The following is a 26,502-nucleotide window of genomic DNA, read 5'->3' as shown; positions in this document are numbered from 1 at the left end:
CCACACACTTTTGTTAGCACGATCACGGAAGCGGAAGCCGTAAAAAGAGAAAAGCCGCTTTCGATGAAAAATCATCAAAAACGGCTTAAAATGGCGTCCTCGGCGGGATTCGAACCCACGGCCTTCCGCTTAGGAGGCGGACGCTCTATCCGGCTGAGCTACGAAGACGTGTATTATATTTACGATTATTCTACCACATTACCTCACACTTTTCAACCAAAAGTGTTTGTTGCAACATTTTCTTAGGAGGCGAACGCTCTATCCTACTGAGCTACTGAGACGAGTACTGTATAATTTTAACGTAAACAGAGCGCTTTGTCAAGCCGTTAATTAATGTACAAATATAAAATTTCCACTTGACAAAATCAGGCTGTTATGATAGAATAATTCTTGCTGATACAGTCGGACTGTACGGAGAGATGTCCGAGTGGTTTAAGGAGCTAGTCTTGAAAACTAGTGATCCCGCAAGGGACCAAGGGTTCGAATCCCTTTCTCTCCGCCATTTATTTTTTATCACTTTACCGCACGGAGGATTACTCAAGTGGTGAAGAGGCTCCCCTGCTAAGGGAGTAGGTCGCTAACGCGGCGCGAGGGTTCAAATCCCTTGTCCTCCGCCAAAATTACAGATACCCAAACGGGTATCTGTAATTTTTTTACCGCAAACTCAGGAGGACAAGGGATTTGAAGGCGACCGTGAAGAAAACAGTCCTGCGGACTGTTTTTAGGGAGAGAGCTGATGAAAGTATTCAGTTCGCACTGAACCGCTCAGGCGAAACGGAGCATCGCGGAATAACAAACACCCTTGTCCTCCGCCAAAATTACAGATACCCAAACGGGTATCTGTAATTTTTTTACCGCAAACTCAGGAGGACAAGGGATTTGAAGGCGACCGTGAAGAAAACAGTCCTGCGGACTGTTTTTAGGGAGAGAGCTGATGAAAGTATTCAGTTCGCACTGAACCGCTCAGGCGAAATGGAGCATCGCGGAATAACAAACACCCTTGTCCTCCGCCAAAATTACAGATACCCAAATGGGTATCTGTAATTTTTTTACCGCAAACTCAGGAGGACAAGGGATTTGAAGGCGACCGTGAAGAAAACAGTCCTGCGGACTGTTTTTAGGGAGAGAGCTGATGAAAGTATTCAGTTCGCACTGAACCGCTCAGGCGAAATGGAGCATCACGGAATAACAAACACCCTTGTCCTCCGCCAAAATTACAGATACCCAAACGGGTATCTGTAATTTTTTTACCGCAAACTCAGGAGGACAAGGGATTTGAAGGCGATTCTTACAAAAAATCACCCGCCGAAACCGACGGGTGAAAAAGCATTTATGAAGATACTCCCATTACTATGGTTACTATTCGCACAACAAACAACGCGAATGATACCCACATGACAGGATGAATGTCCTTGATTTTGCCTGTGATAACCTTGAGGATTACCCACGTGATTATACCAAACATAATGCCGTTCGCGATTGAGTATGTGAAGGGCATTGTGATGATAGCAAAGAAACCACCGACTGTGTCTGCGATGTCGCTGTCGAAATCCATCTTGGTTACGTTCTTGATCATCAGCAAGCCGACGAATACAAGCGCAGGAGTGGTCGCGAAGGACGGAATCGCAAGGAAAATCGGATAAAGAGGCAAAGCCAGAAGGAAGAGTACAGCAGAAGTCAGCGCGGTAAGACCTGTCTTTCCGCCCTCAGCAACACCGGTGGTGGACTCAACATAAGAGGTAACGGTAGAAGTACCGAGAATGGAACCGCCTACGGTACCGAGTGCGTCAGACATAAGCGCGCGGCCAACTCTGGGAAGCTCGCCCTTCTCGTTAAGAAGCTTGCCTTCCTGAGCAACGCCGATAAGTGTGCCGACTGTGTCAAAAAGATCAACAAAGAGGAATGCGAATACGATAACCGCGAAGTTGACGCCGTTCTGTACAACATAAGCGAAATCAAACTTGCAGAAGGTATTCTCAGCCATGGACTGAACAGGAGCGAATACGGTATAGTTGCTGAAATCGGGAATTACGGAAATACCGTGGTACCAGCCGGTGAGCTGGGCGACGATTCCGAGAACCCATGTAACGATAATGCCGATAAGAATCGAGCCCTTGACCTTGAAGTGCCAGAGAGCGGCGATTACGATGACGCCGACCATCGCGAGAACGAATTCGGGAGAAGCGACGTTGCCGAGCTTAACGAGAGTTGACGATGAAACAACCGCCTCGCCGGTCTCGCTGACAGTCGCGAACGCGTCGGTGGTAACAATGCCGGCACCCTTGAGACCGACAATAACAATGAACAAACCGATACCTGCCGAAATGCCGAGCTTGAGGTTCTTGGGCACCTTGTTGACCAGAGTCTCTCTGAACCTGAAGATAGAGAGAATGATGAAGATAACACCCTCGAAAAGAATGGCGGTCAATGCTACCTTCCACGGGTCAGTTATGCCCTGCGACGCGAGCTGAGGTACAACGGAGAAAGCGAAGTATGCGTTAAGTCCCATGCCCGAAGCGAGAACAACCGGGTAATTCGCGAAGAACGCCATAATCAGAGTAGCGAACGCCGCAGAGATGGACGTCGCAGCGAAAATGGCATCGCTGGGCATACCTGCCGCCGAAAGAATGCTCGGGTTGACAGCGAGAATGTAAGCCATCGCCAGAAACGTTGTCACACCGGCAACAATCTCTGTTCTGACGTTAGTACCATTCTCTTTTAGTTTGAATAGTTTTTCCAAAGAAAGTTCCTCCTCATATTTTTTTTGGAAATGAATTTCCAAATAGAATTATATCAAATAATATAAATTTTTCAAGTCTTTATTAGAATAATAAGCTGATTTGTAAAATTTTTAGGTATATTTCCTACTTTGCCGCCGAAAAAAGACTAAAAAAGTTTAAATTAAATCTTGCCAAACTAAAATTTGTATGATATAATATATCTTGCGTCTGGGGGTATAGCTCAGTTGGGAGAGCGCTTGGTTCGCATTCAAGAGGTCAGGGGTTCGAATCCCCTTATCTCCACCAGAAAGAGTTGCACAGTTGCGGCAACCGATTAGCCAAAGAATCCGCCCATCTTTCCGGGGATTCGAAGGCGACCGTTAAGAAAACAGTCCGGTGGACTGTTTTTAGGGAGAAAACAGATGAAACTTTTCTTTCATCTCTGAACCCATCATGCGAGATGGATCGTTTCGCGCTTTCAAACGCACCTTATCTCCACCAGAAGTGCCGCAGTCAAAACTGCGGCGCGACCTTAACATAACTGAATATTATCTCATGGGGGTATAGCTCAGCTGGGAGAGTGCTTGACTGGCAGTCAAGAGGTCACGGGTTCGAGCCCCGTTATCTCCACCATTTCATCTTGCTCCGAAAATGGCTTTGGTCAGCCATTTTCGGAGCTTCTCTTTTTGCCTGAACTGTTCATTTTCGGTTCAGGTCATTATTTTGGTCATTACGGGTCATTTTCGTCTATCAGCCCCGCCATAACGTTCGCCGCTTTCGCTTTGGCTTTTTTTGACTGCGTGGGTGTAGACGTTCAGCGTAGTGGAAACGCTGCTGTTTCCGAGGATCGCCGATACCGTGCTCACGTCGACGCCGTTTACGATGGATTCCGTGGCGACCGTGTGACGGAAGCTGTGCAAGCCCTTGAACGGAAGGTTTTCCTTTTCGCAGAAGTCCTTCAGCCATTTGTACGGGTAGTACGGCCGCATAGGTTCGCCGCGCCAGTTGATGAACAGCCTGTCGCTGTTGACCCACAGGTCGCCGCACTTTTCGGCATTCATCTGCTGTTCATCGTACCACTGACGAATCATTTCCGTCAGGTGCGGCTGCAAATACAGCTCGCGGACGCTCGATTTGGTTTTCGGTGTGCTGGTATAGATACCCGTCGAGCCGTTCTGGTAGTTCGATGTGCGGACGATTTCCAGTGTGTTGTTCTCAAAGTCGATGTCCTTGAATTCCAACCCCATCAGCTCACCTCGCCGCATACCGCAGTAGGCGAGCAGATTGAACATCACACGGTGCTGCAAATCCGCTTCTTTGTTTACAGCATATCTGATTTTGACCGTTGGAATTATCAACAATAAAGGCACAAGCCAAGAATCTCTACAGACTCTGTGCTTGTGCCTTTTTTGCGTCCACAAACCGCGACAAATCGGATGTGTCTGCGTTACTTCGTGACTTCGGGTATATAAATGTGAACTATTTATTTGTGCTAAACAGGGCGAATTTTCGTGCGTTAAGATTTGCTGCTCATGACGTCAATCATCAGCCTGACAGCAAATGAAAAACCCCGGCAAAACGCATTGCGCTCGCCGAGGTTCATTATCTCTGTGTGGTTGTCTTTGATTTTTTCGAGTATAGCTTTTTGCTGCTCCGTCAGAGTAGCGGACAGTTCTTGTTCGTGTCTAATTACCAGCTTAGCGGTTACGTCATACTCACTGCCGCGTTCCGCTTCATACTCATACGAAGCGATGTTGCCGTAGTAGAGGTTTTCGAGTGTGGTCATTTTCTCACCGTTCTTTCCAAGCACAACAACATACCACAGGTTTCTTTGAATGTCCGGTTTTTTTCTATATTGCACAAAGCTGTTTGGACTTTTGTATATTTTCGATGTAACCTTTGCGGTACCGAATATGCTCTTTTATTTTCTAAAAGCAACCGACAGACCCTTGAAATCTATTTTGTGTTCCTCTATAATATAATCAATCGATATTAAAGTGCAAGCGAGGTCATTATGAAGAAGTTTCAGATTAAACCCCGTCATATTGTTTTGGCGCTGTCCCTTTTAGCAATGCTCATCGCGTTTATGGTCTATACCGTTTGTGTCAGCGGCAAGTACAGCTACACGGAAAACGTCGGAGCGAAACACCTTGAAGCCGATCAGGTTCATGCGAAAAGCTCAGACGAAACGGTTGCCAAGATCGTTTCCGTGGAGAATTATACAGAAGAAGGGAACAACGAGTTGAAGGTCACTGTAGAAGGTGTTAACCCCGGCGACTGCGTTGTAACCCTTGCCTATCGCTCTCCCGAAAACGGGCAAATGCTGGTTAGAACCTCGGCGTTTCGCGTGCTGCCCATTGGCGTGGTCTACGATTTGACGATCGATAGCTTTACGTCGCTGAAGGCAGTAATCCCGCTGGGGGTGGCGGCGATGTTGCTGATTGTTGCCGTTCTTTCGCTGTCCTTTCGGGAAAAACAAAGAAACGGAGAATTTTATTATTCAATGGTCATCATCGGCGGCATCATTCTGTTTCTCCTGTTGAATGTCATCGTCACCCTGACGGATTCCCAGCTATGGAGCCGATTTGGTGAAGCTGTCACCATCAAGGATATTCTTGCGCTGATTGTGAGCAGCGGCAACCGCTTTGTGATGTTTTCGGAGATTCCCGTTATCATGGTTGCTGCGTCGCTTGCCGTCAGCAATATTTGGCTGGTTGTCAAGGAGGGCTTCCGCTTGCAAAACCTGCTGGGCGTTGTGATTGCTGTGCTGGTCGCAGGCGGCATACTGACGATCCGTTTAAGCGATAACTACAGCGTCATTCAACCCGACGCGCTGTATTATTTCGCTATGCTGGCGAATATCGGAGTTGCGTTTTTGCTGAGCTACTTCGAGTGCATGTTCCTCTCGACGATGTTTTGCGCGGTCGCGTCCACGCGTTACAATCCGCCGTATGATATGGACTATATCATCATCCTCGGATGCGCCATCCGGAAGGACGGTACGCCGACGCCAATCCTCCGGGGCAGGGTGCAGCGCGCCTATGATTTTGAGCAGGAGCAGTTTCAGTCAACCGGAAAGCACGCTGTGTTTGTTCCGTCAGGCGGTCAGGGCAGCGACGAAGTGATCAGTGAGTCGGAAAGCATGAAGCGTTGTCTGATGGAAATGGGTGTTCCGGAGGAGAGAATATTGAAAGAAGATCGATCAGTTAATACCTACCAAAACATGGCGTTCTCAAAAACAGTCATTGAGCAGGATGCCGGCGATATCTATACCGTCAAAGTCGGCTTTTCGACCACCAATTACCATGTGTTCCGCGGTTATACGCTGGCGGAAAAGCTGAAAATGAGAGTCAAAGGACTATCAGCAAAAACAAAGCTCTATTTCTTCCCAAACGCGTTCGTCAGAGAATTCATCGGACTGCTGTGGGAAAAGAAATGGAAGCATCTTTTGTTCATTTTCCTGTTCTTTGCAGTCCTGCTTGTTTTGTACCTTATTATTCGCTATTAGAATTAAGGTCGACAACGTATAAAAGGTGCTGCCACTTTCTGAGAAAACAAATAGATAGGCTGATATTTGATGTAACGGCGGTACACCACAAGTGTATCAGATTTTGAAAAAGAAAAAATCAAAAGCATAACGGCAGAAGAAAAACATTTTTGTTTTTCTTCTGCCGTTGCTGAAAAGATATTTTATACGCGGAGCTTTATCATCCTCATAAAAAAATCATGCTTAATTGTCTGCCGGTGTGCAGGTGCTGCCGTCAGCATAGAAGTAATGAGTTGTACCCTGCGAATCGGTGTAGTTCGTTACTCCGATATAATATACAGCCGAGCCGTCGGATGAAGTCTGCTGTTCACAGCTTGATACGCGCCAGCTGCCTTCGCCGTAAAGCTCTTTTGCCTTTTCAACTGCGCTCTGAACAGCCTTCATCTTATTTGCGTTTTCCTCCTGATTGACGGAAGAGGACGTCTGATCGTTAGCTGAGTTGTCAGGTGAGCAGTTTTCGCCGTCAACATAAAAGTAATATGTCTTAGACTGAGAATCGGAGTAGTTCATTACGCCGATATAGTACATTTCCGTGCCGGCATCGGTGGTCTTTGTTTCAATGCTCGCAACGCCCCAGTTGCCTTTGCCGTAAATGTTTGCAGCTGCCTCGCATGCTTTAAAAGCAGCTTTTTGCTGATTAGCCTGCGACTCCTGTTTGTCGGCTGCCGCACTGTTTTGTGTGCTGCCGGTGTTTTGATTGTCGGAACTGTTCTGAACGCTTGCAGCAGGAGTGGTTGCGGGCGCAGCGGTTGCCGCGGCGACCGTTGTGGGTGCTACCGTTGTTTCCGTTTTGGAGCTGTTATTATTACTGCCGCATCCTGTGAAGCAGAGTGTTGCGGTAACTGCGCAAACGCAAAGCGCGAATGCTCCGATGACTGTAGCTGTTGTTTTTTTATTTGTTGTCTTTTTCATTTTGATTACCTCTTTATTGGAATTTGTTTTGTTTATTTATGTTTTTCTCTTCTGTGGCTATATACTATCATTCTTTTTGATGGAATACAACATACGATTTCCGCGTGATTCGTCTATAAAAAGACACTTCGAGGGTGAAGTGTCTTTTTTGGGACAGGTCGATATCGATCTGCCTATATATGTGATTTGTTATGTGTTGTTCATCAGTCGGGCTTGATTTGGAGTGTAAGCATCGTCATATCGTCCGATTGCTCTGATCCTTGAGCAAAGCCATTGATTTCCGCAGTTACAGCGTTCAGCAGATTATTTGCACCGCAATATTTGTTTTTATGCAAAACTTCCTCCAGCTGCGTTTCACCGAATAGCTCGCCGCTTTTGTTCGCCGCTTCCGTTACACCGTCGGTATACATAAACAGGCAGTCGCCGGGTTTCATTTTAACAGTGTATTCGGGGAACTCGACATCTTCAAACGAGCCTGCCATAATACCGTTTTCAGTATTCAGTGCGGTCAGCTTGTCTGATATGATATACGGATAGTTATGACCTGCGTTAGAGTAGATCAATTCTCCCACTTTCGGATCGTATACTGCGACAAATGCCGTAATAAACATCATATTCGGATTATGCGCCGCAAGATTGTTATTGAATTCAAACAGCATTTTTGCGGGAGAGTAACCGAGCTTTGCGTAGTTGTTCAGCAGAGTGATCGCGCGTGCCATAAACAGCGCGGCGGTGATACCCTTGCCCGAAACGTCTCCGATTGCGACAAAAACGCTGCCGTTATCCAAAATACGATAATCATACAAATCGCCGCCGACAACCCTTGCGGTCGTCATCGAAGCGTTGATTTTTACCTTGTCGTTTTCAAAGTAGTCCGGTTCCAGTAAGCCCAGCTGAATGGTTTGAGCAATGTTCAGCTCGGCTTTTTGCCGGTTCAGCTCTGCAACGTCATCGATGTATTGCTCAAGCTCATCTGCCATTGTGTTAAAGGAATCTGACATTTCGGCAAGCTCGTCCTTACCCTTGACAGGCAGCTTTTCGAATCCCGCGTCACGGTCTGAGACAAAGCCCTTCATTCTCATACTGATTTTTTTCAGCGGCTTCGATACTCTAAAATACAGGATGACTGCCGCCGAGATGCCTACCGTCAGCGTGACTATAACCATAATAACCGCAAATTCGCGGAATTTCTTTTTAAAATCACTTGTTACATTTTGAAGGGATATCTCGGCGCTCACAATTGATTTGATTTTTGCGCCTGCTTTTCCATTTTCGGAATCTCCGTAATACCAAACCGGCATATAACAAGCCAGCTTGTCCTCGTTTTTGTTCGTGATATGAACGACAATGCCGCTTTCGTCGCCCTCAAAGGCTCTTTTCATCTCATCGGTCAAGCCGCCTTCAACATAATGACCCGTTAAATCGTTTACAGGGTGCGAATCCTCTTTTGACCCTTGAAGCGCGCTGGTGCCGCGCGTCAAATACATGACCGTGTTATCCCGCAAATTCGGCAAAAGAAAGTAGATTATATCCACTTCATACTGATTGCAGGCGTTGGTAAGCACAGATGTTATGATCTGTTCATCAGTCGATTCAATATCATACTTGTCCGGGTCGGTAAAAGTGACAAGCTCGGCGGCATCCTTGGCGGCTTTCGTGATATCGGCGGTCGCTTCGGCAACTGCTTTATTATAGGTGTAGGTGTATAAAGCGGCAAACATCACGACCTCAACAGCGGTAATGATAATCAGCAGCCAAAGCGCTACCTTTTTGAATATAGAAGATTTCATACGCACACCTCCCGATTATCATTATTATACAGTATTCCGAGGCGATTGTCACTAAAAAATTTGCGCATATTTAATGACAAATCAAAAACACTGTGTTATACTATAAGCAGTAAAAACAAAACGGAGAATGAACTATGAAAGCTACATCATCAAAAAAGGGCAGCACCTGCACACTGACCGTTGAAGGAAAAATCGACACGATGACCGCTCCCGAGTTGGAAGAAGCAGTAAAATCAAATCTTCCCAAATGCGATAAAATGATTTTTGACTTTTCCAATACAGACTATATCACCTCGGCAGGCTTGCGCGTGCTGGTGTATGCTCAGCGCGAGCTGATGAAGAAGGGCGGCGTTGAAATAACGGGCGTAAACGATAGCATCAAAAACGTCTTTACCGTTACGGGAATGTACAAGGTACTGAAAATCAAATAATACTACGTTATATCAAACAGGGATTTCCGTTAACCGGGAATCCTTATTTTTTAGCAAAGATTTGACGTTGCCGGACAATTAACAGGTCATCTGGCTAAAAACAGACACTTGACCCGAAAAGCGTCTAAATGTAGACAAACAGCGGCTTTTTTGAAGATTGTATTTGCCTGAAATCGGTGTTATGATATAGCCAAAGTCAAGGGGACACGAAAACAAAATCCCAAAACAAAATCAAAGAAAAGGAGATAACACCATGAAAAAGACTAATAAAATCAAAACAAGGATCATATCAACAGTATTATCGGCCATCACCGTTTGTTCGGTCGGCACCGTTGCGCTGACAAGCGCTTCGGCGGCTTCAAACACCGTTTCTGCCGGCACGACGATCACCGACGACTACAGTATCAAACTCGACAGCGATTTGAACGCGGTAAAGAACCTCACCTCATCGACCATCTTCAAGGTGCTTGAAGAGTGCACCGGTTGGGGCAAGTTCGTTACCCCGGCGCTCGGCGGACTGCTCGATTCCTTTGTCGGCACCGAAGATCAGACCGCTCAGAAGTTAGACGAGATCAGTGACAAGATCGACAAGCTGTTTGACAGGATCGACAGCCTTGAAAGCTCGATGAAAACGGCGTTCACCACAGAGCTCGGCATCAACAGCTTCTACAACAAGTTCATCGAATTCAAGTCGCAGACAAGGGCGATGCAAAAGAAGATCGACGAGACGCTCGTAAACACCAAGCTCAGCAACGCCGACAAGATGGCTAAGATCGCAAGCCTGACCGGTAACTACAGCGAATGGAGAGCTAAATTTGAGGACGTCCTCGGCTCGCTCAACGAGCTGTTCAAGCAGCCTGTCATGACCAGAAACAATAACATTTTTGAACTTTCATACAACCACTACACCAACACCAGCCTGCTCAGCGGCGAAGCTATAGACAAGGCTAAGCCCGTATGCGATTACGTTATGTCTGCTTACTCCGCAGGTTGCGCCACCATTATGGAAAGCCTTTCCGCGCAGCTTTACGTAAACGCTTTGCCCGAAAAAACGCAGGCGGCAATCAACAAAGACTTTTCAGCGCATATCTGCCGGGACGCGGACGACGTTGCCGACGAGATAAAAGAAGTTAATAGGTATTTGACCACGGATGAGATAAAAGAAGGAGAAAGCATATATTATATCGGCAGCGACGGTGTGCATTACGATAATGCTGACTTTTCTTTAGGAGGAAAATACTATAAAATAAAGCCCTATAACGGTTGGATCACAACGGTGGAACTGAAGCCGATATATCCTACCGACATTTTCTATGGACTGTATCAGAGAGTTACGGAAGGTTCACGCTGCATATATGTGGACAAGGGCAACTCAAACATTGCTATGAGCAATAAGCTCAGCGTGCTGGATCACACAAAAAATCCCAACGCAAACGGAAAATGGTCTGATGACGCGGGTAAAAACACCGCAGACTGGTTCAACAACACCCTCGCCGGCGACGCGCTCAACGGTGACAAGATCAAAGCGCTTGCTAACGACGCAAGCAGCAAGGGAATCACCCTGCGCACGCTGCTCGATCAAAACGGATTCGATACATCCAACCTTCCTCAAAACACCAACCTCGTTACTGAGGGCGCACGTAACGATTCTGTCAGCAGCCTTTCAGAGCTCGTCGGCTACAACTATCAAAGATCCTGCTACAAGGGGATCAATATCGACCAAGTAGGCGCGAGCGAGCGCACGATCCAACTGATCGACTGCGGCGTCAACATTTGGAAGAATGATAGATGGAACTACGCGTACAGCGGCAACGCCTGCGTATTCAAGCTCGCGTAAATAACGACATAGCAACAGAAACCGCCCTTTTGGATAGAACCGAAAGGGCGGTGTTTTTATGCTGTTATTCCTTCTATGCTGTTGTCAAGCTCGGTGATCGTTTCAACGATAAACTCCTTCGGCTCGGCAAAGCCGCCCTCTACCCACATCGAGATCACCGCCAAACAGCCTTGCGCACGGTAGCGGCTTATATAGGCAAGGCGTTTGTCGTCGAGCTTTGAGCCTGTTTTCTCGCTCTCCACCTGACGGAACACGCCCTCTATCATTTGGGTGAGGTCGGCGTGCAGCTGTCCGGTGTTGTTGGGACTGAAAATCATTTTGAACACCGCGCGGTTATCAGACATATAATCCAGCAGACTCTTGAAAAATGCCTCCGCGGGCTGTTCACCGAGCTCCAGCGCGATATACGCGATCTCGGTCATGGTTTCTCCCTCGATTTTTTCGTTGAGATCGTATATATCAAGATAATGCGTGTAAAAAGTCGCGCGTCCGATATCCGCTCTGTCAACCAGCTCCTGCACGGTGATCTTGTGCAGCTCCTTTTCGGACAACAGCTCGGCAAACGCGGTGTAGATCGCCCTTTTGGTTCTTTGCGTCCTGCGGTTGTGCTTGCTTTCACTCATCATATCCACGCTCCTTCGGTATGCTAGTATCATATCAAATTTTCCGGCGGATTGCAAGATATAGACAATTATATTGCAAACTGTCCGAATATAGACGACTGTTCTGCAAACTGTCCGAAAACAGACAGATCGGCGGAGAGTTGAATATGGATTATATTTTGATTAGATGTTATCATATAACCACAGTAAAAAATATGACACAGAAGAAACGGAGAAATAAAAAATGAAAAAAATATTTTGTGCTCTTATTTGCATGGCAACTTTTTTTGCATCCACGGTCCCGGCTTTTGCCGCTGAAGTAAATACAGCCCCGTCCACGGATATTGACGGAACAAAACACAGACTTGTGAAAAGCGTAAAAGTGTACTGTGCTGACTATGATACAAATGAATGGAGCTTGGATTACACGCAGAACGTGGAATATCAAAACGCGTATCCCACGATGATAGAACAGGTTTACAGCGATGAAGAGATCGGCTCATCAAAAATGCTTTTTGAATATACTTTTGAAAACAATATGCCTAAAACTTCCGTCATAAAGAATGACGCTGATCATGAAACCACGAAAATCGAGTACAACAACGGAAGGGTTTACAACGTCCATACCGATAATGAGGGCGGCGGATCAAGCGACACCATCTATCAGTATGCTAACGGCGACGGATATTTTACTTCTCTTTTGGGTTCAAGGTACACGCCGGGCACTGAGTATTCTCCTGAAGAATTTGCCGAGGAGATGGATTCGGTTCAGATTTTCACAGAGAACGGCGTAATCAAAAAGAGCATCAACACCGGCTACTTTACAAAATGGACGTCCCAAACAAAGAAAAACTGGACGAGATTCAACGGTACTTACACAACTAAGTATGACAGCGACGGCATTGTAAAAATTATTTCGGCGGATTTTCGAGAAGCTCCTTCTCAGATTCAAAAGACCGTAGAGGTCGAGAAGGAAAACGGTATCATAACCGGCACAATCCTAAAATCAGGAACAAACGGCGCGGTAAAATTCGAGTTTGAATATACCGATGAGGAAATCAACGCGGCAAGATCCGCTCAAATGATGAACTACTTTATCATCGGAGCAGGAAGCAATTATTACAACTATAATTGGTATTGATGAAAGGGCGCTCCGGGCGGTGTAACTGTATGTCAGTTTCAAATTCATTGGATTGGAAGCATCTTTTCCACCAAATCAAAATCATTTTTATTCTGTTATGTGCCGTATCCTACCATATATGGTGTCGAGATTTTTCGAGGATAGTTTCTCTGTTATACAAAAAATATTATTTATGACGATTATTCTGCTGCTTGTGGTTGGTCTGAATTTGGTCTTTTTTTGGGGATCCTTTGTCTGCTGCGCGAGAAACGCCGAACGCAGGTGTGTGTAAACAAACGGAACCGCTCTCCAGTCCTGACCTGCAAGAGAACCGAAGCCGACAAACTGACTGCGTATCTCCTCTAGCCTCGGTATCTGAAACGCCTCGTCAATATCCTCGGTGATATACCGCACGTCCTCGCTGATATCGACGCTCGCCTTGACGTTCATAATGCACAGTACGGGCTTGCCGAGCTCCAGAATCGAGCGGAAGCATTCCGCCTCCTGCGACTGTACGCCGTCGTCAGTCATCAGAAACAGTATCATATCCGCGTTTTTGGCGGCTTCAAAGGCAATATCCTCGTCCTTCTGCCCGTTGAACGCGCCGATTCCCGGCACGTCGGTTATACGCAGGCCGTTCCACTCATACGAGCGGATATCGCGGGTCTTTCGCTGCGCGCCGTTGCCGATCGCCTTTCCGTCGCCGTGCGTGAGCACCTCCATGAGCGTGGATTTTCCCGCCATGGTTCTGCCGAAAAGCGTGATGTTGAAGCTGCTCAGATTACCGTGCAGCTTTTTGAGCTGTTCGCGCGGCTGCTCGCTCAATTCATCAAACGCCTTGCAGATATCCTTGATCTGGCGCGACAGAAGACGGTTCAAATCCGCAAGGTAGACGGATTTTCCGTTAAGAAGCGTTACCGACCGCTCGGTTTCCTCACGTGCCGAGCGAAGCGTCCGCTCGATAATTCCGAGCTGGGCAGAAGCTATCTCATATCCGTTCTGAGCGCTCTGACGGCACCGTGCGAGCGCGCTGTTCAAATCATAATCATTCCGATTTTCCATGTTGTTCTCCGTTGCCTGAAATGTGCGCTGGTTTCATTTATTTTATCATACAACATTATCTGTCCGCTTTCAAGATTTCAATGCAATTTTCATAGCTTTATCAATACGTTTTGACGTTTCCGAAGCAAAAGAAAAGGGCGAGCTCAATGCTCGCCCTGGATTATTAAAACTCAGTCATTGGATCATACTTGTCGCCGTTCATGCGGCACTCGAAGTGGAGATGCGGGCCCGTGGAGTTGCCCGTTGAGCCTACAAGACCGATGACCTGTCCTTTTTTGACGGTATCGCCCGGCTGTACACCCGCGCTGGTGAGGTGACCGTAGATGGTCTCCTTGCCATTGCCGTGGTCGAGCCAGACATAGTTGCCGTAGCTGCCGCACGCGCAGCATTTCTCCTTGCCCCAGTTGTGAGGGCAGCCGGTGAACACGCCGACGACCGTTCCAGCCTCCGCGGCAAGCACAGGCGAACCCATGATTCCGCCGCCCGCGATATCGATTCCGCCGTGGAAATACGAGGTGCGGTTCTCTCTGAACAGTGAGGAAAGCGTGTAGTAGCCCGGACACGGCCAGACATATTTGCCGTCGGTAACGATGTCGGCGGTCTGAGCCTTCTTCTCAAAATACTTGCGTATCTGAGACTCCATCAGAGTTTGCTCGTTGTCCGCGTCGGCGAGGAAATCCTGCGCCTCGGCAGAGGAATCTCTGAGCTTTTTGAGGGTTTCCTCATTCTCCTCAAGGGTTTTGTTGAAATCCTTGAGATCCGCGTCGAGTGTCGTCTCGTCGGTCAGAAGCTGCTCCTTATCCTCCTGCATCTGAGTTTGCTTGTTCTCGATCTCGTCGAGCTTGTCGCTGATGTTTTCAATCAGCTCGTCGTCGTACTTCGTGAGAGTTTTGACAAGGTTGACCTTGTCTATCATATCCGAAAAATCCTTCGCGCCGAGAATGATCTCAAGCTCGCTGGCGCTGCCTGCCATATAAATCGCTCTCAGACGTCCGCATAGCGCGTCAAGCTGTCCCTCGATATCCTCGTTCGCCTGGTCAATTTCCTTCTGACTCGTGGAAATACTGTCCGTGAGGTCTGAAATAGACTCGCGCGTCAGTGTGACCTTCTCGCTGAGCACCTTGATTTTCTCGGTGAGCGCACGGTTGTACTCCTCTTTGTCGGAAATTTCCTTGGCATTTTTCTGAAGGATTTTCTCATATTCTTCCTTTTTCTGTCCGAGGTTGGAAATACGCTCTGCCAGCGAATGCGTGTCGGTTTCCTCCTCGGCGGAAACGGAGAACACCGTTCCTATGGGAGCGACCGTTATCAGGCAAACGCTGAGCAGCGCACAGAAAATCTTCTTACATTTCGTCATGGCAGCCGCCTTACATCAGCGATCTGTAGCCAATTTCAACGTCGGGGTCGTAGGTGTAGCCGTTGAGGCGGCACTCAAAGTGGAGGTGCGGGCCTGTGGAGTGGCCTGTGGAGCCCATGGAACCGATCTGCTGTCCCGCGGAAACGGACTGACCCTCGCTGACGTCGACGCTTGCGAGGTGGCCGTAGATAGTCCACTTGCCGTTGCCGTGGTCGATCATGACATAGTTGCCGTAGCTGCCGCCGCAGCCGCAGTCGCCGCTCTTGCCCCAGTTGTGTACGCAGCCCGAGTAGGTCGCGATAACGGTGCCGCTGTCAGCCGCGACGATGGTGCTGTACATCGGCCCCGCGATATCTGCGCCGCTGTGGCTGTAGCCTCTGTCCTCGGAATCGCCGTAGTCGGAGCTGATGTAGTACACGCCGGGAGCAGGCCATACGTAGCTGCCGCTCGAGGGTGTGGGATCGGGAGTATAGGGAGTCGGGTCAGGCTGGGGCTCGGGCTCGGGATCTTCATTTGAAGCGGCCGCGGGCTCTGTGGCTTTCTGCTCAGATGAGCCGCTGCTGTTCGAGGAACTGCTGCCGCCGCTGCTCTTTTTCTTGGCGGCCTCCATAGCCTTGCGGGACTCCTCCTGCTGCTCCTGAAGGATCTTGGCGATATTCGCCTCGATCTCTGACTTGCTGTCGCTGAGTCCGCTCAGAACAGTCTGAGCGTCGCTCTTTGAGATCTCGAGGTTCGCAAGCCTGTCCTTATTGGCTTCGAGTGTCTCGTTGAGATCCGCCATATCCGCGTCAAGGGATTCCTGGTCGGCGACGAGCGCCTCCTTATCCTTGAGCATGGCGTCCTTGCTGACCTGAATCTCGGCGAGCTTAACGTTGACCTGGTCAATAAGATCCTGGTCGTACTTCGAGAGGCTCTTGACGAGGTTCATCTTGTCAATGAGGTCGGAAAAGTCCTTAGCGCCGAGAATGATCTCGAGGTCGCTGGCGCTTCCCGCCATATAAATCGCTCTCAGACGCTCGCAGAGCGCGTCGAGCTGACCTTCGATACTGGCGTTGCCCGCATCGATTTTCTTCTGGTTTTCGGCAATGCTTTCGTTGAGCTTTGCGATGGACTCGCGGGTGAGGTTGATCTTCTCGCCGAGAACACTGATCTTCTCAACCAGAGCGTCGTTGTACTCCTTCTGGTCTGCGATCTCGTTCTCAGACTGGCTGAGGATCGCCTTATACTCGGACTCCTTCTCCTTGAGCTCGATGAGCTGCGCGCGGAGAGAGTCGACGTCCTCCGCCGAAACGGAAACGACCGAACCGAATACGGGTACGGATACGATGCAAACACTGAGCATTGCGCATAGAATCATTTTAAGTCTTTTCATATATTTAACTCCTTTCAGGGGAATTACCATCCGAGAATTTCGTTACCTTCCATTTTAAGATACTTGCGGATGGAGAGGAAGCCGCCGCAGAAGCCGACGAACACACCGAATACGGTGAACGCCGCCGCTACGTAGGGCAGTACGTCGATATACGGAATGAAGTCAAACATGGACTGCGCGTTCTCGACCACCATTCCTACGCCCTGATAAACAAGGGCGAGAGCGCCTGTGGCGATAATTGCGGAAATCAGACCGATGACCATGCCTTCGACAAGGAACGGCATTCGTACAAACGAGTTTGTGGCACCGACAGACTTCATAATGCTGATTTCAAAGCGGCGTGAATACATTGTGGCGCGGATGGTATTCGCGATGATGAACAGCGAAATTACCAGCAGCGCGGAAACAACCGCGATCGAGAAGATGGTTACGAGGCTGCTGATACGTGTCAGCTTGTCCGCGAAATCCTTACGGTTGAGGATCGTGTCGGGGTCAACACCCTCGATCTTCTGGATCTGTGCGACTGTGTCGTCATACTGTGAGAGGTCGTGCATCACGACAATGAAGGAATCTGGAAGCGGATTTCTGTCCTCGATCCTGGAGAACAGGCTGTCGCCGAGAGTTGAGCGGTACTGCTCAAACGCCTCTTCCTTTGAGTAAAATCTCGCCGAGGCGACGTTGGGCACCTTTTCGATTTCCTTTCCGACATAGACGGCCTCAAGCTGGGAATAACCTTCCTTGATGTAAACGATGGTTTCGTTGCTCTCTCCCACCTCGTCAACCATTTTTGCGACGTTGATGGAAAACAGCGCCGCCGCACCCGTCAGGATAAGGCAGCTGATGAGCACGCAGACTGACGCGATACTCATGATTCGGTTACTCCAGACGTTCTTGAAGCCCTCTTTTACAAGATAGCCAAAGCCTTTCATACAATTATCCTTTTCTTGCGCGAAAACTCGCGTTATTTTTTAGCCGAGACGGTCGTCGTCATCGGGAACAATTACCACGTTGTCTGGGTACTGAGGCGCGTCGTCCTCCGCTGTTCCGGCTTCGTCGACGTCGTCGTCATAGCCCAGACCCTCGTAGCTCTCGAGAATCTCGTCGTCGGAGTACTCCCTCTCGCCCGTGTAGCCGCTCTCCTCGCGGTACTCGTTGTAGTCGATGGAGTAGTCGTCCTCGTCGTAATCCTCGGAAGCGCCTGTGGCGAATCTGCCGCTTCTGGTGTCGCCTATTACCTTTCCGTGGTCGATGGTTACTACGCGCTGGTTGAATTCGCGCACAAGCTCGTGCTCGTGAGTAACGACAAGCACGGTGGTGCCCATTGAGTTGATCTCGTTGAGCAGCTCGATTATCTCATGCGAAAGCTCGGGGTCTACGTTGCCCGTAGGCTCGTCCGCAATGATGATTTCGGGATTGTTTACCAAAGCTCTCGCAAGGCTGACGCGCTGCTGCTCGCCGCCCGAAAGCTCGTTCGGCTTATTCTTCATCTTGTCCTTCAGGCCGACGAGGTTGAGAACGTAGGGAACTCTCTTCTTGATGGTGGCGGTACTCTCGCCCACCGCGCGCATCGCAAAAGCGACGTTGTCAAAAACAGTCATCTTCTCGATCAGGCGGAAGTCCTGGAAAACGATGCCCATGTGGCGGCGGAGATACGGAACATCTCTGCGGCGCAGCTTTGAGAGCTTGTTGCCGTTGATGATGATCTCGCCCGAGGTGGGAGTTTCCTCGTGCATGATCAGCTTGAGGAAGGTACTCTTGCCCGCCCCCGAAGCGCCGACGATGAACACGAACTCGCCCTTGTCAATGCTGAGGCTTACGTCGTGGAGAGCGTGGGTGCCGTTGGGATAGGTTTTTGATACATTCTGAAATTCAATCATAGAAACACCTTTGTCTGTGATTTGTGCGGAACAAACGACTTTTTCACAAAAAGCGAAAATAAAAAGTGCAATTTGTCATTATCCGCTAAAATACCAATGCCCTGAACACCCATTTCGGGCGTTCAGAGCCATTGATCAACGCCGGTTTTTTTGTAAATTAATACTTTGTGGGGCTGGCGTTGAGATATTTTTTAACCATTAACGCTACCTTGAATACGATAGCGTCCTCGAACTCACGCAGGTCAAGACCTGTGAGCTTCTTGATCTTCTCAAGTCTGTACACGAGGGTGTTGCGGTGTACAAAGAGCTTTCTCGAGGTCTCCGAAACGTTGAGGTTGTTTTCGAAGAAGCGCTGGATAGTGAAGAGGGTCTCCTGGTCGAGGCTCTCGATGCTGCCGCGCTTGAATACCTCCTTGAGGAACATTTTGCATAGGGTCGTCGGAAGCTGATAGATAAGACGGGCGATGCCGAGGTTATCATAGCTTACGATAGTGCGCTCGGTGTCGAATACCTTGGCGACCTCAAGGGCAGACTGTGCTTCCTTGAAGGAACGCGCCAGATCCTTGATGCCCGTAACGGTGGTGCCGATACCGACAACGCAGTGGGTGTAGAATTCGCTGGAGAGGGTGTCCGCGATGGAGCTTGCGAGCTTCTCGAGGTCGCGGCTCTCGGTGTCCGCCTTAACCTCCTTGACAAGCGCGATTTCCTCCTCGTTGATATTGATAACGAAGTCCTTGGTCTTGTCGGGGAAGATGTTCTGTACGATATCGTAAGCGGAAACGTCTGTCTTGGATACGATCTTGATCAGCAGGCATACGCGCGAAACCTCGGAGTTGAAGTGAAGCTCTCTTGCCTTGAGGTAGATATCTCCGGGGAGAATGTTGTCGAGAATGACGTTCTTGATGAAGTTCGAACGGTCGTACTTCTCATCATAGTACTGCTTGATGCTCGCGAACGAAACGCTGAGCAGCTGAGCGTACTTCTGCGCGTACTCGTCAGTACCCTGAACGAAAACGGCGTAGTCATACTTGGCGCTGCTGCCAAAGGATTTGTAGGTGTATCCGTTGATCACAAACGGAGCAGTCGAGCTGAGAGTCTCGGAGTTGATGCTCTCATTCACCTCGCCGATTTTACCAAGCTCAGAGCAGGCGATAACAACGGAAGTTTCGTCGATTACGCCGATGGTTCTGTCGATGGCATCCTTCATCTGATGCACAATACCCTGAAATAATCTGTTAGACATAGTATTAACCTCTTTTTCTCCTAAATTTTATGCAAAATCGGTATTATGTACCGCAAAGTACTTGTCTGACCGCCCCAAAAAGCGCTATCTGCCGTTTGGGACGAGAAAGTTACAATACCCTCATATACATATTACACAAAATTGAAGAAAAAATCAACCTCTATCAACAAATTTCTTTAAGTTTTTTTAGAAAAAGCGCTTTTAATCTGTGCAGATACGCCAAAGCACTCTCCAATCAGTTTTTATTATAGCAGAGATATGTGACAGAATTGTGACAGAATTGTAACAATTTTCATTACTGCTCTATATTATAGCATATTTTTTCTAAAAAAGCAATATAATTTTCAAATTCCCGCGTTGACAATACCGCAAACTTCCGCTCCGCGGGCACTGTCCCGCCGAAACCGCCAAGACCTCCCGCGCTTGTCACACAAAAAAAGACGGCAGGATAACCTGCCGTCATAAAGAATTCAGAATCAGTTTGTGATGATCTGCTCTGTGTCCTTATCAAAGATATGGAGCTTATCAAGGCTGAAGCAAACCTTAATGTCGTCGCCGACCTTAGCTGTGGAGGTAGGAGCAACTCTAGCGGTGATGGACTGACCTGCGATGGTAACATAGAGATAAATCTCTGCGCCCATGAGTTCGGTAACGTCTACCTTAGCGTCGAAGAGCATCTTTGCCTTTGCGATCTCCTCGGGCTCGTCGTGAGTATGCTCAGGACGGATACCGAAGATAACTTCCTTGCCTACATAGGGATCGAGCTGACCCGCAGAGCACTTCTCGGCGGGAACGGGAACCTGATACTTATCGAAGTCGAGGGTGTACTCGCCGCCCTTCTTGGAAACGGTCGCGTTGATGAAGTTCATCTGAGGTGAGCCGATGAAGCCCGCTACGAACATATTGCAGGGCAGGTCATAGAGGTGCTGAGGTGTATCAACCTGCTGAACGATACCGTCCTTCATAACTACGATTCTGGTACCCAGAGTCATAGCCTCGGTCTGGTCGTGGGTTACGTAGATAAATGTGGTACCGAGTCTCTGATAGAGCTTCGAAATCTCGGTACGCATCTGAGCACGGAGCTTTGCGTCGAGGTTGGAGAGCGGCTCGTCGAGAAGGAATACCTTAGGATCACGAACGATAGCACGACCCATGGCAACACGCTGTCTCTGACCGCCGGAGAGAGCCTTCGGCTTTCTCTCGAGGTACTGCTCGATGCCGAGGATACGGGCAGCTTCTTCTACTCTTCTCTTGATCTCCTCCTTGGGAGTCTTTCTGAGCTTGAGGCCGAACGCCATGTTGTCGTATACGGACATATGGGGATACAGAGCGTAGTTCTGGAATACCATCGCGATATCTCTGTCCTTAGGTGAAACGTCGTTAACGAGTCTGTCGCCGATGTAGAGCTCGCCCTTGGAAATATCCTCAAGGCCTGCAATCATACGGAGAGTGGTAGATTTACCGCAACCGGAAGGACCTACGAAGATGATGAATTCCTTATCCTCGATTTCAAGGTTGAAATCCTTAACGGCGGTTACGTTGCCGTCGTATACTTTGTAGATGTGTCTTAATGATAGACTTGCCATATTTTGATAACCTCCAATTTATTGTAAACTTAATTTACATAAATAAATATACCACTTTCAGCAAATTTTTACTATACAGATTTTGACTAAAGATTTATTCGATATTTTATTAAAAATAAATATTAAGTAAAAATCGCATCTTGTTTTTAGTGTATATTGCCCACAAAAATTGCATCTATATCCAATTTCGTCAGTTTTTTAGCATTCCCTATAGGCAAATTGCTATCCAAATACAAATTTCCAATTGATATTCGTTGAAGATGCACAACTTTGCGGCCGACTACTGAAAACATTTTTTTCACCTGATGGTACTTTCCTTCGCAAATAGTGACAATTCCCGACATTCCGCCGCTGTTTGGTACAATTTCGAGCCTTGCGGGCTGACATTCCGTGCCGTCCGCGAAGGTAATACCCCTTTCAAATGCCCTTATCATATCCTCTGTGATCTCGCCGTCGATCTGCGCTATATAACGCTTTTCCACGTGCTTTTTCGGCGAGAGCATACGGTGGGCAAAGTCGCCGTCGTCGGTGATTATCAGCAGTCCCTCGGTGTCCTTGTCGAGCCTTCCCGCGGGAAAAAGCCCCTTTCGCCTCAGCTCCGGCGGCAGGATATCGAGCACGGTTCTGTCATGTCTGTCCTCGGTCGCAGATACCACGCCCGCGGGCTTGTTGAGCATTATGTAAATGTGTTCGTCCGCGCAGACAGCCTGTCCGCGCAGGGCTACGGCGTCGGTGCCGGGGTTTACCTTGAAGTCTGCCGCGCGGCAGACCTCCGAATTCACCGTAACCTCGCCGCTTTTGATTCTTTTTTGCGCTTCCTTGCGGCTCATGCCGCTGCGCACGCTGAGAAATTTATCCAGTCTTTCCATCTTTGTCAAGCGGCGCGTCGTCGCCGCCGTATTCTCCGTCCGTCAGGTGTCCGCCGATGACCTCTCCGTTTTTGGCGAGGACTACCGCGAACTCCGAATTTGTTCCGCCGAGGGAGTACGTGTACCGCCTGACGGTCTTTCCCTTATATTTGCCCAGATCAAAGCCGTTTTTCTCCTGCAGCGCGTTGTAGTCGCCGTAAACGCCGTCAAACTCGCGCGGGATTTTCACGCTGTCACATGAAACAAGCGTCCTGTCGGTGTAGCCCAGAGAGTCGAGGTACTCTCCCACCGCGCGTTCCTCGGCATAGTTGCCGTCGTTTATCGTGGGAGCCGCCTCTACGGTCGTTTGGGCATTCGCAGCGCAGAACGCGCAGATCACCGCCGTCAGCACCGCGACAAACGCTGCCGCTGCAGCTGCCGCCGCCTTTGATTTCAGTCTGAAATTAAAAACCACCATATTCAAAACCTCCGCTACAGCATATGCGGAGGAATGAATTAATATACATATACTATTTTAAAAGCTCAAAAAGCTCTCCGGGGGTATCGGCAAACAGCTTCGCACCCTGCTCTTCCATGTCGGATATTTCGCCGTAGCCGTAGCGCACGCCTATGAAATCAACGCCGCAGAGTCTCGCGCCCTTGGCGTCGTACCACGTGTCGCCGAGCATGACTGTGCGCTCTCTGTCGCGCTCAAAGTCGCCGCCCAGACAAGCGACGGCGTACGGGATCAGATCCTTCTTGTCCTTGCGGCTGCCGTCGATGTTAGAGCCGCAAACCGCGTCAAAGTCGCCGCCAAGTCCGAGGATCCCGATGATCTCCTCGGCAAACAGCTCGTACTTCGAGCTGCAGATGCACATCTTCACGTCCTCTTCCCTGAGCCTTCCGAGCAGCTCGGGAATGCCCTTGTAGACGCGGTTGAGGTACTTTCCCTTTTCATTATAATAGTCGCGGTAAAGCTGCGCGCCGCGCTCAGCCGTCCCGGGGTCAAGTCCGACGAGGTTGAGGAAGGTGTCGATAAGCGGCGGCCCGACATAGCGCGTGTAATCGCTGAGGTCGGGCATTGGCGCGCCAAGGGTGTTTATCGCGTACTCGAGAGAGGCGCGTATGCCTTCGGCGCTCTCACTTACGGTGCCGTCGAGGTCAAAAAGAAGGTATTTATACTTCATCAAATTTTCTGTCCGCCTTTTCCTGGAATCTGTCCGCCTTCACGCTGACGCGGGTGTGGGTGCCCTTGGCGATCTCGCCCTTCTTGTCGCAGGCGGTCACGTCAAAGTGGAAAAATCTGCCGTCCTGTGAGGTAAGCGTCGCCGTCGCGGTTACGTCCGCCGCAATCGGAGTGGGGCTTGTGTGCTCAATCGAAATCATCGTGCCGACGGTTGTGAGGGTTTCGTCCGCGAGGATCTCGTCAGCGAGAGCTGCCGCAGCGTTTTCCATCAGCGCGACTACCGCGGGAGTCGCAAGAACCGCAAGACTGCCGCTGCCCATTGCACAGGCGAGGTTTTCTTCCTCAACGCGGAGGGATTTTGAAAGCGTATTTGACATAAAATCACCTATCTACTTGTAATTTTCTCGGTTTTATGATACCATATATTTTGATAATAGACAAGTGATTAAGGGGATTATTGTTATGAAATTAGGTATTGTAGGACTTCCGAACGTCGGAAAGAGCACGCTGTTCAACGCAATCACGAATGCGGGCGCTCAGAGCGCGAACTATCCGTTCTGCACCATCGAGCCGAACATCGGCGTGGTCGCGGTTCCCGACAAGCGTCTTGACGTGCTCGCCGAGATGTACGACCCCGACAAGTACACTCCCGCGTCGATCGAGTTCGTCGACATCGCAGGTCTGGTAAAGGGCGCGTCAAAGGGCGAGGGTCTGGGCAACAAGTTCCTCTCGAATATCCGCGAGTGCGACGCGATTGTCCACGTAGTCCGCTGCTTTGAGAACGACGATATCATTCATGTTGAGGGCAGCATCAACCCCGCCCGCGACATTGAAACCATAAACCTCGAGCTGATCCTCTCCGACCTCGAGATGATGGAGCGCAGAATCGACAAGACAAAGAAGATGCTCAAGGGCGACAAGAAATATCAGCGCGATATCGACTTCTATCAGCGCGTGCTCGAGGCTCTCGAGAACGGCAAGCCCGCGCGCTCGGTTGAGTGCGACGATGAAGAGAAGGCTCTGCTGAGCGAGGTCGCGCTGCTGACGAGCAAACCCGTGATTTATGCGGCGAACATGAGCGACGAGGACTTCTCTTCAGGCATCGAGCAGAACGTCGGCTATCAGGCGGTAAAGAAGATCGCCGCCGAGGAGCACTCCGGAGTTCTTCCTATCTGCGCGCAGATCGAGGAGGAAATCGTTGAGATGGACGCCGAGGAGAAGGAGCTCTTCCTCGCGGACATGGGACTTGAGGAGAGCGGACTCGACCGTCTTATCAAGGAATGCTACGCGCTGCTCGGTCTTATCTCCTACCTCACCGCCGGCAAGCAGGAGGTTCGCGCCTGGACGATAAAGAACGGAACTAAGGCGCCTCAGGCGGCAGGCAAGATCCACTCCGACTTCGAGCGCGGCTTTATCAGAGCCGAGGTCATTGCCTATGACGACCTCATCGCCTGCGGAAGCATGGCGGCTGCAAAAGAAAAGGGTCTGGTTCGCAGCGAGGGCAAGGAGTACGTCATGAAGGACGGCGACGTTGTTCTGTTCAGATTCAATGTATAATATATAGTATTCGGTATTCAGCCGCCCGATTGATTTCGGGCGGTATTTTTTATGCACACAATGTCTCCTTCGCAATAGTATGTAGTGTAAACGAAAGGAGGCAAATGTATGAATTTCTTCGGTAACAACAACGGCGGCTGCTGCGGCATCATCATTCTCATTCTCATCCTCTGCTGTTGCTGCGGCAACAACGGCAACGGTAACGGCTGCGGTTGCGGCAACAACGACGGCTGCGGCTGCGGCTGCTAAGGCGTCTGAGGACGCTTTCTCCGCATATTGAAAGGATTTGCTGAACGGCAACCGCCGTCAACGTTGGGATTGAGCGTTGCGATGGGACGGAAGGCGTGCTCAGCTTTGTCAAACGTCACAGCTCTACGGAAGTAAAAAACAAAGCCGGCTCCACATGAGCCGGCTTTTGATTGCTTGATTATTTGATTTTGCCCTCAAAGAACTCGGGAATGTACTCCTTGATTTTCGGGAGCATACCGATTCCGTCGGGGGTGTGAGGCGGAAGCTGCCAGAAGTCATGCGCGCAGTAGGTGTTGCCCTCGATAATCGCGGGGCCGTTGGGCATTGTCGCGACGTCCCAGCCGACGTAGCGGATCTGCGGAGTGATCTTCGCCGCCTCGAGGCACATCTGAACCGCCTGCTTTACGTACGGAATCACATAGCCCTGGAGCTTTACGTGGGTGTCGGGGTGCTCGGTATAGATAATGCCCTTGAGCGTATCGCCCGAATGCGCGGGATACATGATCTCGCCCGTTTCGGGATTTACGGGAGTGAAGAGGCAGTTGTTGTCGATGATGCTGCCGCCGAGACCCATTTTCTGTACGATATAGAGCACATGAGCCTCGCCGTCCTTGTCGAGGACGGTGATGATACGCATGGAATTTACCGCGTTGGGATAGAGCTTGCTCAGCGCGGGGTGCTGCTCGATGTTGTCCTCGAGGGTGCAGAAGCCCTTGTCGGTGAGGTACTTGTAAAGCTCGTCAAAGCTGCTGTAGTCGCTGATTTTGATTCTCTCGCAGCCATGGCCGCACTCGAGATCCTGCATTTTGCAGAAGATGTACTCGCGCTCGGAGCAGAACTTCTCGACCTCCTCCTTCGTCGCCTCCTGGAGCTGGACAAACTCTCTGCCGATGTACTTCTTGTAGAGCTTGTTGAACTCGTCCTTGTTCTCGAGGAAGTGGGCGTAGTCGTAGTCGTTCATGAAGGTGTTGAACTTCTTGCTGATAAGGCGGGTAACGTAGGTCGCGCGCTGCTCCTTTGTGAGATTGTAGAACGCGAAAATCTGGTAGTCATAGTAACCCGCGCCGTACTTCTTGGCGCAGTAGAGCATATCAAAGAAAATCTTAACGCTGTTTTTGCCCGAACGCTCGTGGACAGTCTTGACCGCCTCGCGCATTTTTCCTAAGCTCGCGTGTGCGAGAATTTTGAAAATATAATTAGCCATTG

23 protein-coding genes, 5 tRNA genes and 1 pseudogene are annotated in these 26,502 nt (G+C 49.5%); 10 read left to right on the top strand and 19 right to left on the bottom strand.

The features are described from left to right. Positions 1 to 91 precede the first annotated feature (91 nt). A tRNA-Arg gene (locus AB1I49_RS01935) sits at positions 92 to 168 on the bottom strand. 245 nt (positions 169 to 413) lie between these two features. Between AB1I49_RS01935 and AB1I49_RS01930 the strand changes: the two genes are divergently transcribed. Both AB1I49_RS01930 and AB1I49_RS01925 read left to right on the top strand, forming a co-directional pair. Beyond that, positions 414 to 502, top strand: a tRNA-Ser gene (locus AB1I49_RS01930). A 25-nt stretch (positions 503 to 527) separates the two neighbouring features. Next, positions 528 to 617: transfer RNA gene (locus tag AB1I49_RS01925), tRNA-Ser, on the top strand. A gap of 713 nt (positions 618 to 1,330) precedes the next feature. Here AB1I49_RS01925 and AB1I49_RS01920 read toward each other — a convergent pair. Next, complete coding sequence (locus AB1I49_RS01920; protein WP_201426838.1) at positions 1,331 to 2,740, bottom strand: NCS2 family permease; 1,410 nt, start codon at positions 2,738 to 2,740, stop codon at positions 1,331 to 1,333. A gap of 210 nt (positions 2,741 to 2,950) precedes the next feature. Here AB1I49_RS01920 and AB1I49_RS01915 point away from each other — a divergent pair. Then, a tRNA-Ala gene (locus AB1I49_RS01915) sits at positions 2,951 to 3,026 on the top strand. A gap of 251 nt (positions 3,027 to 3,277) precedes the next feature. Continuing rightward, a tRNA-Ala gene (locus AB1I49_RS01910) sits at positions 3,278 to 3,353 on the top strand. A 104-nt stretch (positions 3,354 to 3,457) separates the two neighbouring features. Here AB1I49_RS01910 and AB1I49_RS01905 read toward each other — a convergent pair. Then, complete coding sequence (locus AB1I49_RS01905) at positions 3,458 to 4,090, bottom strand: site-specific integrase (protein WP_407721249.1); 633 nt, start codon at positions 4,088 to 4,090, stop codon at positions 3,458 to 3,460. A 146-nt stretch (positions 4,091 to 4,236) separates the two neighbouring features. Continuing rightward, positions 4,237 to 4,506, bottom strand: a complete 270-nt coding sequence (locus tag AB1I49_RS01900) for a DUF6809 family protein (RefSeq protein ID WP_407721248.1) — start codon at positions 4,504 to 4,506, stop codon at positions 4,237 to 4,239. 228 nt (positions 4,507 to 4,734) lie between these two features. Here AB1I49_RS01900 and AB1I49_RS01895 point away from each other — a divergent pair, with 228 nt between their 5' ends. Next, the gene (locus tag AB1I49_RS01895) at positions 4,735 to 6,228 is read left to right on the top strand and encodes a YdcF family protein (RefSeq protein ID WP_407721247.1); all 1,494 of its coding nucleotides are present in this window, start codon (positions 4,735 to 4,737) and stop codon (positions 6,226 to 6,228) included. Positions 6,229 to 6,450: 222 nt separating this feature from the next. Here the strand turns inward: AB1I49_RS01895 and AB1I49_RS01890 are convergent, their stop codons facing one another. Continuing rightward, entirely contained in the window at positions 6,451 to 7,179 is a 729-nt protein-coding gene (locus tag AB1I49_RS01890; protein ID WP_407721246.1) for a hypothetical protein, read from the bottom strand. Between the two features lie 203 nt (positions 7,180 to 7,382). Then, complete coding sequence (locus AB1I49_RS01885; RefSeq protein WP_407721245.1) at positions 7,383 to 8,969, bottom strand: SpoIIE family protein phosphatase; 1,587 nt, start codon at positions 8,967 to 8,969, stop codon at positions 7,383 to 7,385. Positions 8,970 to 9,103: 134 nt separating this feature from the next. Between AB1I49_RS01885 and AB1I49_RS01880 the strand changes: the two genes are divergently transcribed. Both AB1I49_RS01880 and AB1I49_RS01875 read left to right on the top strand, forming a co-directional pair. Then, the gene (locus tag AB1I49_RS01880) at positions 9,104 to 9,400 is read left to right on the top strand and encodes an STAS domain-containing protein (RefSeq protein WP_316610782.1); all 297 of its coding nucleotides are present in this window, start codon (positions 9,104 to 9,106) and stop codon (positions 9,398 to 9,400) included. Between the two features lie 253 nt (positions 9,401 to 9,653). Continuing rightward, on the top strand, positions 9,654 to 11,237 hold the full coding sequence (locus tag AB1I49_RS01875; protein ID WP_407721244.1) for a hypothetical protein: 1,584 nt from the start codon (positions 9,654 to 9,656) through the stop codon (positions 11,235 to 11,237). 56 nt (positions 11,238 to 11,293) lie between these two features. Here the strand turns inward: AB1I49_RS01875 and AB1I49_RS01870 are convergent, their stop codons facing one another. Beyond that, positions 11,294 to 11,863 (bottom strand): TetR/AcrR family transcriptional regulator, encoded by a 570-nt coding sequence (locus tag AB1I49_RS01870; protein ID WP_407721242.1) that lies wholly within the window; start codon positions 11,861 to 11,863, stop codon positions 11,294 to 11,296. Between the two features lie 343 nt (positions 11,864 to 12,206). On the opposite strand from AB1I49_RS01870, the gene AB1I49_RS01865 reads away from it, so the two are divergent. Beyond that, a complete protein-coding gene (locus AB1I49_RS01865; RefSeq protein WP_407721241.1) occupies positions 12,207 to 12,980 on the top strand; it encodes a hypothetical protein in 774 nt (257 codons plus the stop codon). 87 nt (positions 12,981 to 13,067) lie between these two features. Here the strand turns inward: AB1I49_RS01865 and AB1I49_RS01860 are convergent, their stop codons facing one another. From AB1I49_RS01860 to AB1I49_RS01810, 11 genes and pseudogenes are all read right to left on the bottom strand, one after another. Continuing rightward, positions 13,068 to 14,021 (bottom strand): GTPase domain-containing protein, encoded by a 954-nt coding sequence (locus tag AB1I49_RS01860; protein WP_407721240.1) that lies wholly within the window; start codon positions 14,019 to 14,021, stop codon positions 13,068 to 13,070. Positions 14,022 to 14,184: 163 nt separating this feature from the next. Then, the gene (locus tag AB1I49_RS01855; RefSeq protein ID WP_316610095.1) at positions 14,185 to 15,378 is read right to left on the bottom strand and encodes a murein hydrolase activator EnvC family protein; all 1,194 of its coding nucleotides are present in this window, start codon (positions 15,376 to 15,378) and stop codon (positions 14,185 to 14,187) included. Positions 15,379 to 15,388: 10 nt separating this feature from the next. Further along, positions 15,389 to 16,750, bottom strand: coding sequence for a murein hydrolase activator EnvC family protein (locus AB1I49_RS01850; RefSeq protein ID WP_407721239.1), 1,362 nt, complete (start codon positions 16,748 to 16,750; stop codon positions 15,389 to 15,391). Between the two features lie 23 nt (positions 16,751 to 16,773). After that, positions 16,774 to 17,679 carry a permease-like cell division protein FtsX gene (gene ftsX, locus AB1I49_RS01845; protein WP_316611359.1) on the bottom strand — a complete coding sequence of 302 codons (906 nt, stop codon included), beginning with the start codon at positions 17,677 to 17,679 and terminating at the stop codon, positions 16,774 to 16,776. A gap of 285 nt (positions 17,680 to 17,964) precedes the next feature. Next, positions 17,965 to 18,627, bottom strand: a pseudogene (gene ftsE, locus AB1I49_RS01840) (cell division ATP-binding protein FtsE); the annotation flags it as partial. 157 nt (positions 18,628 to 18,784) lie between these two features. Further along, entirely contained in the window at positions 18,785 to 19,870 is a 1,086-nt protein-coding gene (locus tag AB1I49_RS01835) for a PucR family transcriptional regulator (RefSeq protein ID WP_316610089.1), read from the bottom strand. 476 nt (positions 19,871 to 20,346) lie between these two features. Next, on the bottom strand, positions 20,347 to 21,456 hold the full coding sequence (locus AB1I49_RS01830) for an ABC transporter ATP-binding protein (RefSeq protein WP_316610088.1): 1,110 nt from the start codon (positions 21,454 to 21,456) through the stop codon (positions 20,347 to 20,349). Positions 21,457 to 21,602: 146 nt separating this feature from the next. Continuing rightward, on the bottom strand, positions 21,603 to 22,325 hold the full coding sequence (locus AB1I49_RS01825; protein WP_407721618.1) for a pseudouridine synthase: 723 nt from the start codon (positions 22,323 to 22,325) through the stop codon (positions 21,603 to 21,605). Continuing rightward, positions 22,309 to 22,782 (bottom strand): DUF4830 domain-containing protein, encoded by a 474-nt coding sequence (locus AB1I49_RS01820; protein WP_407721238.1) that lies wholly within the window; start codon positions 22,780 to 22,782, stop codon positions 22,309 to 22,311. Before AB1I49_RS01820 ends, AB1I49_RS01825 begins: the two co-directional genes overlap by 17 nt. A 52-nt stretch (positions 22,783 to 22,834) precedes the next feature. Beyond that, positions 22,835 to 23,491, bottom strand: coding sequence for an HAD hydrolase-like protein (locus AB1I49_RS01815; protein ID WP_316610104.1), 657 nt, complete (start codon positions 23,489 to 23,491; stop codon positions 22,835 to 22,837). Further along, positions 23,481 to 23,867: a thioesterase family protein gene (locus tag AB1I49_RS01810; protein WP_316610085.1), complete on the bottom strand. Its 387-nt coding sequence runs from the start codon at positions 23,865 to 23,867 to the stop codon at positions 23,481 to 23,483. Before AB1I49_RS01810 ends, AB1I49_RS01815 begins: the two co-directional genes overlap by 11 nt. An 85-nt stretch (positions 23,868 to 23,952) precedes the next feature. On the opposite strand from AB1I49_RS01810, the gene ychF reads away from it, so the two are divergent. Both ychF and AB1I49_RS01800 read left to right on the top strand, forming a co-directional pair. Next, a complete protein-coding gene (gene ychF, locus AB1I49_RS01805) occupies positions 23,953 to 25,047 on the top strand; it encodes a redox-regulated ATPase YchF (RefSeq protein ID WP_316610084.1) in 1,095 nt (364 codons plus the stop codon). A 108-nt stretch (positions 25,048 to 25,155) separates the two neighbouring features. After that, positions 25,156 to 25,296, top strand: coding sequence for a hypothetical protein (locus tag AB1I49_RS01800; protein WP_216524639.1), 141 nt, complete (start codon positions 25,156 to 25,158; stop codon positions 25,294 to 25,296). Between the two features lie 178 nt (positions 25,297 to 25,474). Here the strand turns inward: AB1I49_RS01800 and AB1I49_RS01795 are convergent, their stop codons facing one another. Beyond that, positions 25,475 to 26,500 carry a sugar-transfer associated ATP-grasp domain-containing protein gene (locus AB1I49_RS01795; protein WP_316610082.1) on the bottom strand — a complete coding sequence of 342 codons (1,026 nt, stop codon included), beginning with the start codon at positions 26,498 to 26,500 and terminating at the stop codon, positions 25,475 to 25,477. Between the last annotated feature and the right edge of the window lie 2 nt (positions 26,501 to 26,502).

The organism is Ruminococcus sp. NATIVEDY160 (genome assembly GCF_045819885.1).
GTDB lineage: Bacteria > Bacillota > Clostridia > Oscillospirales > Acutalibacteraceae > Ruminococcoides.
This window is presented reverse-complemented; position numbering and strand designations above follow the sequence as displayed.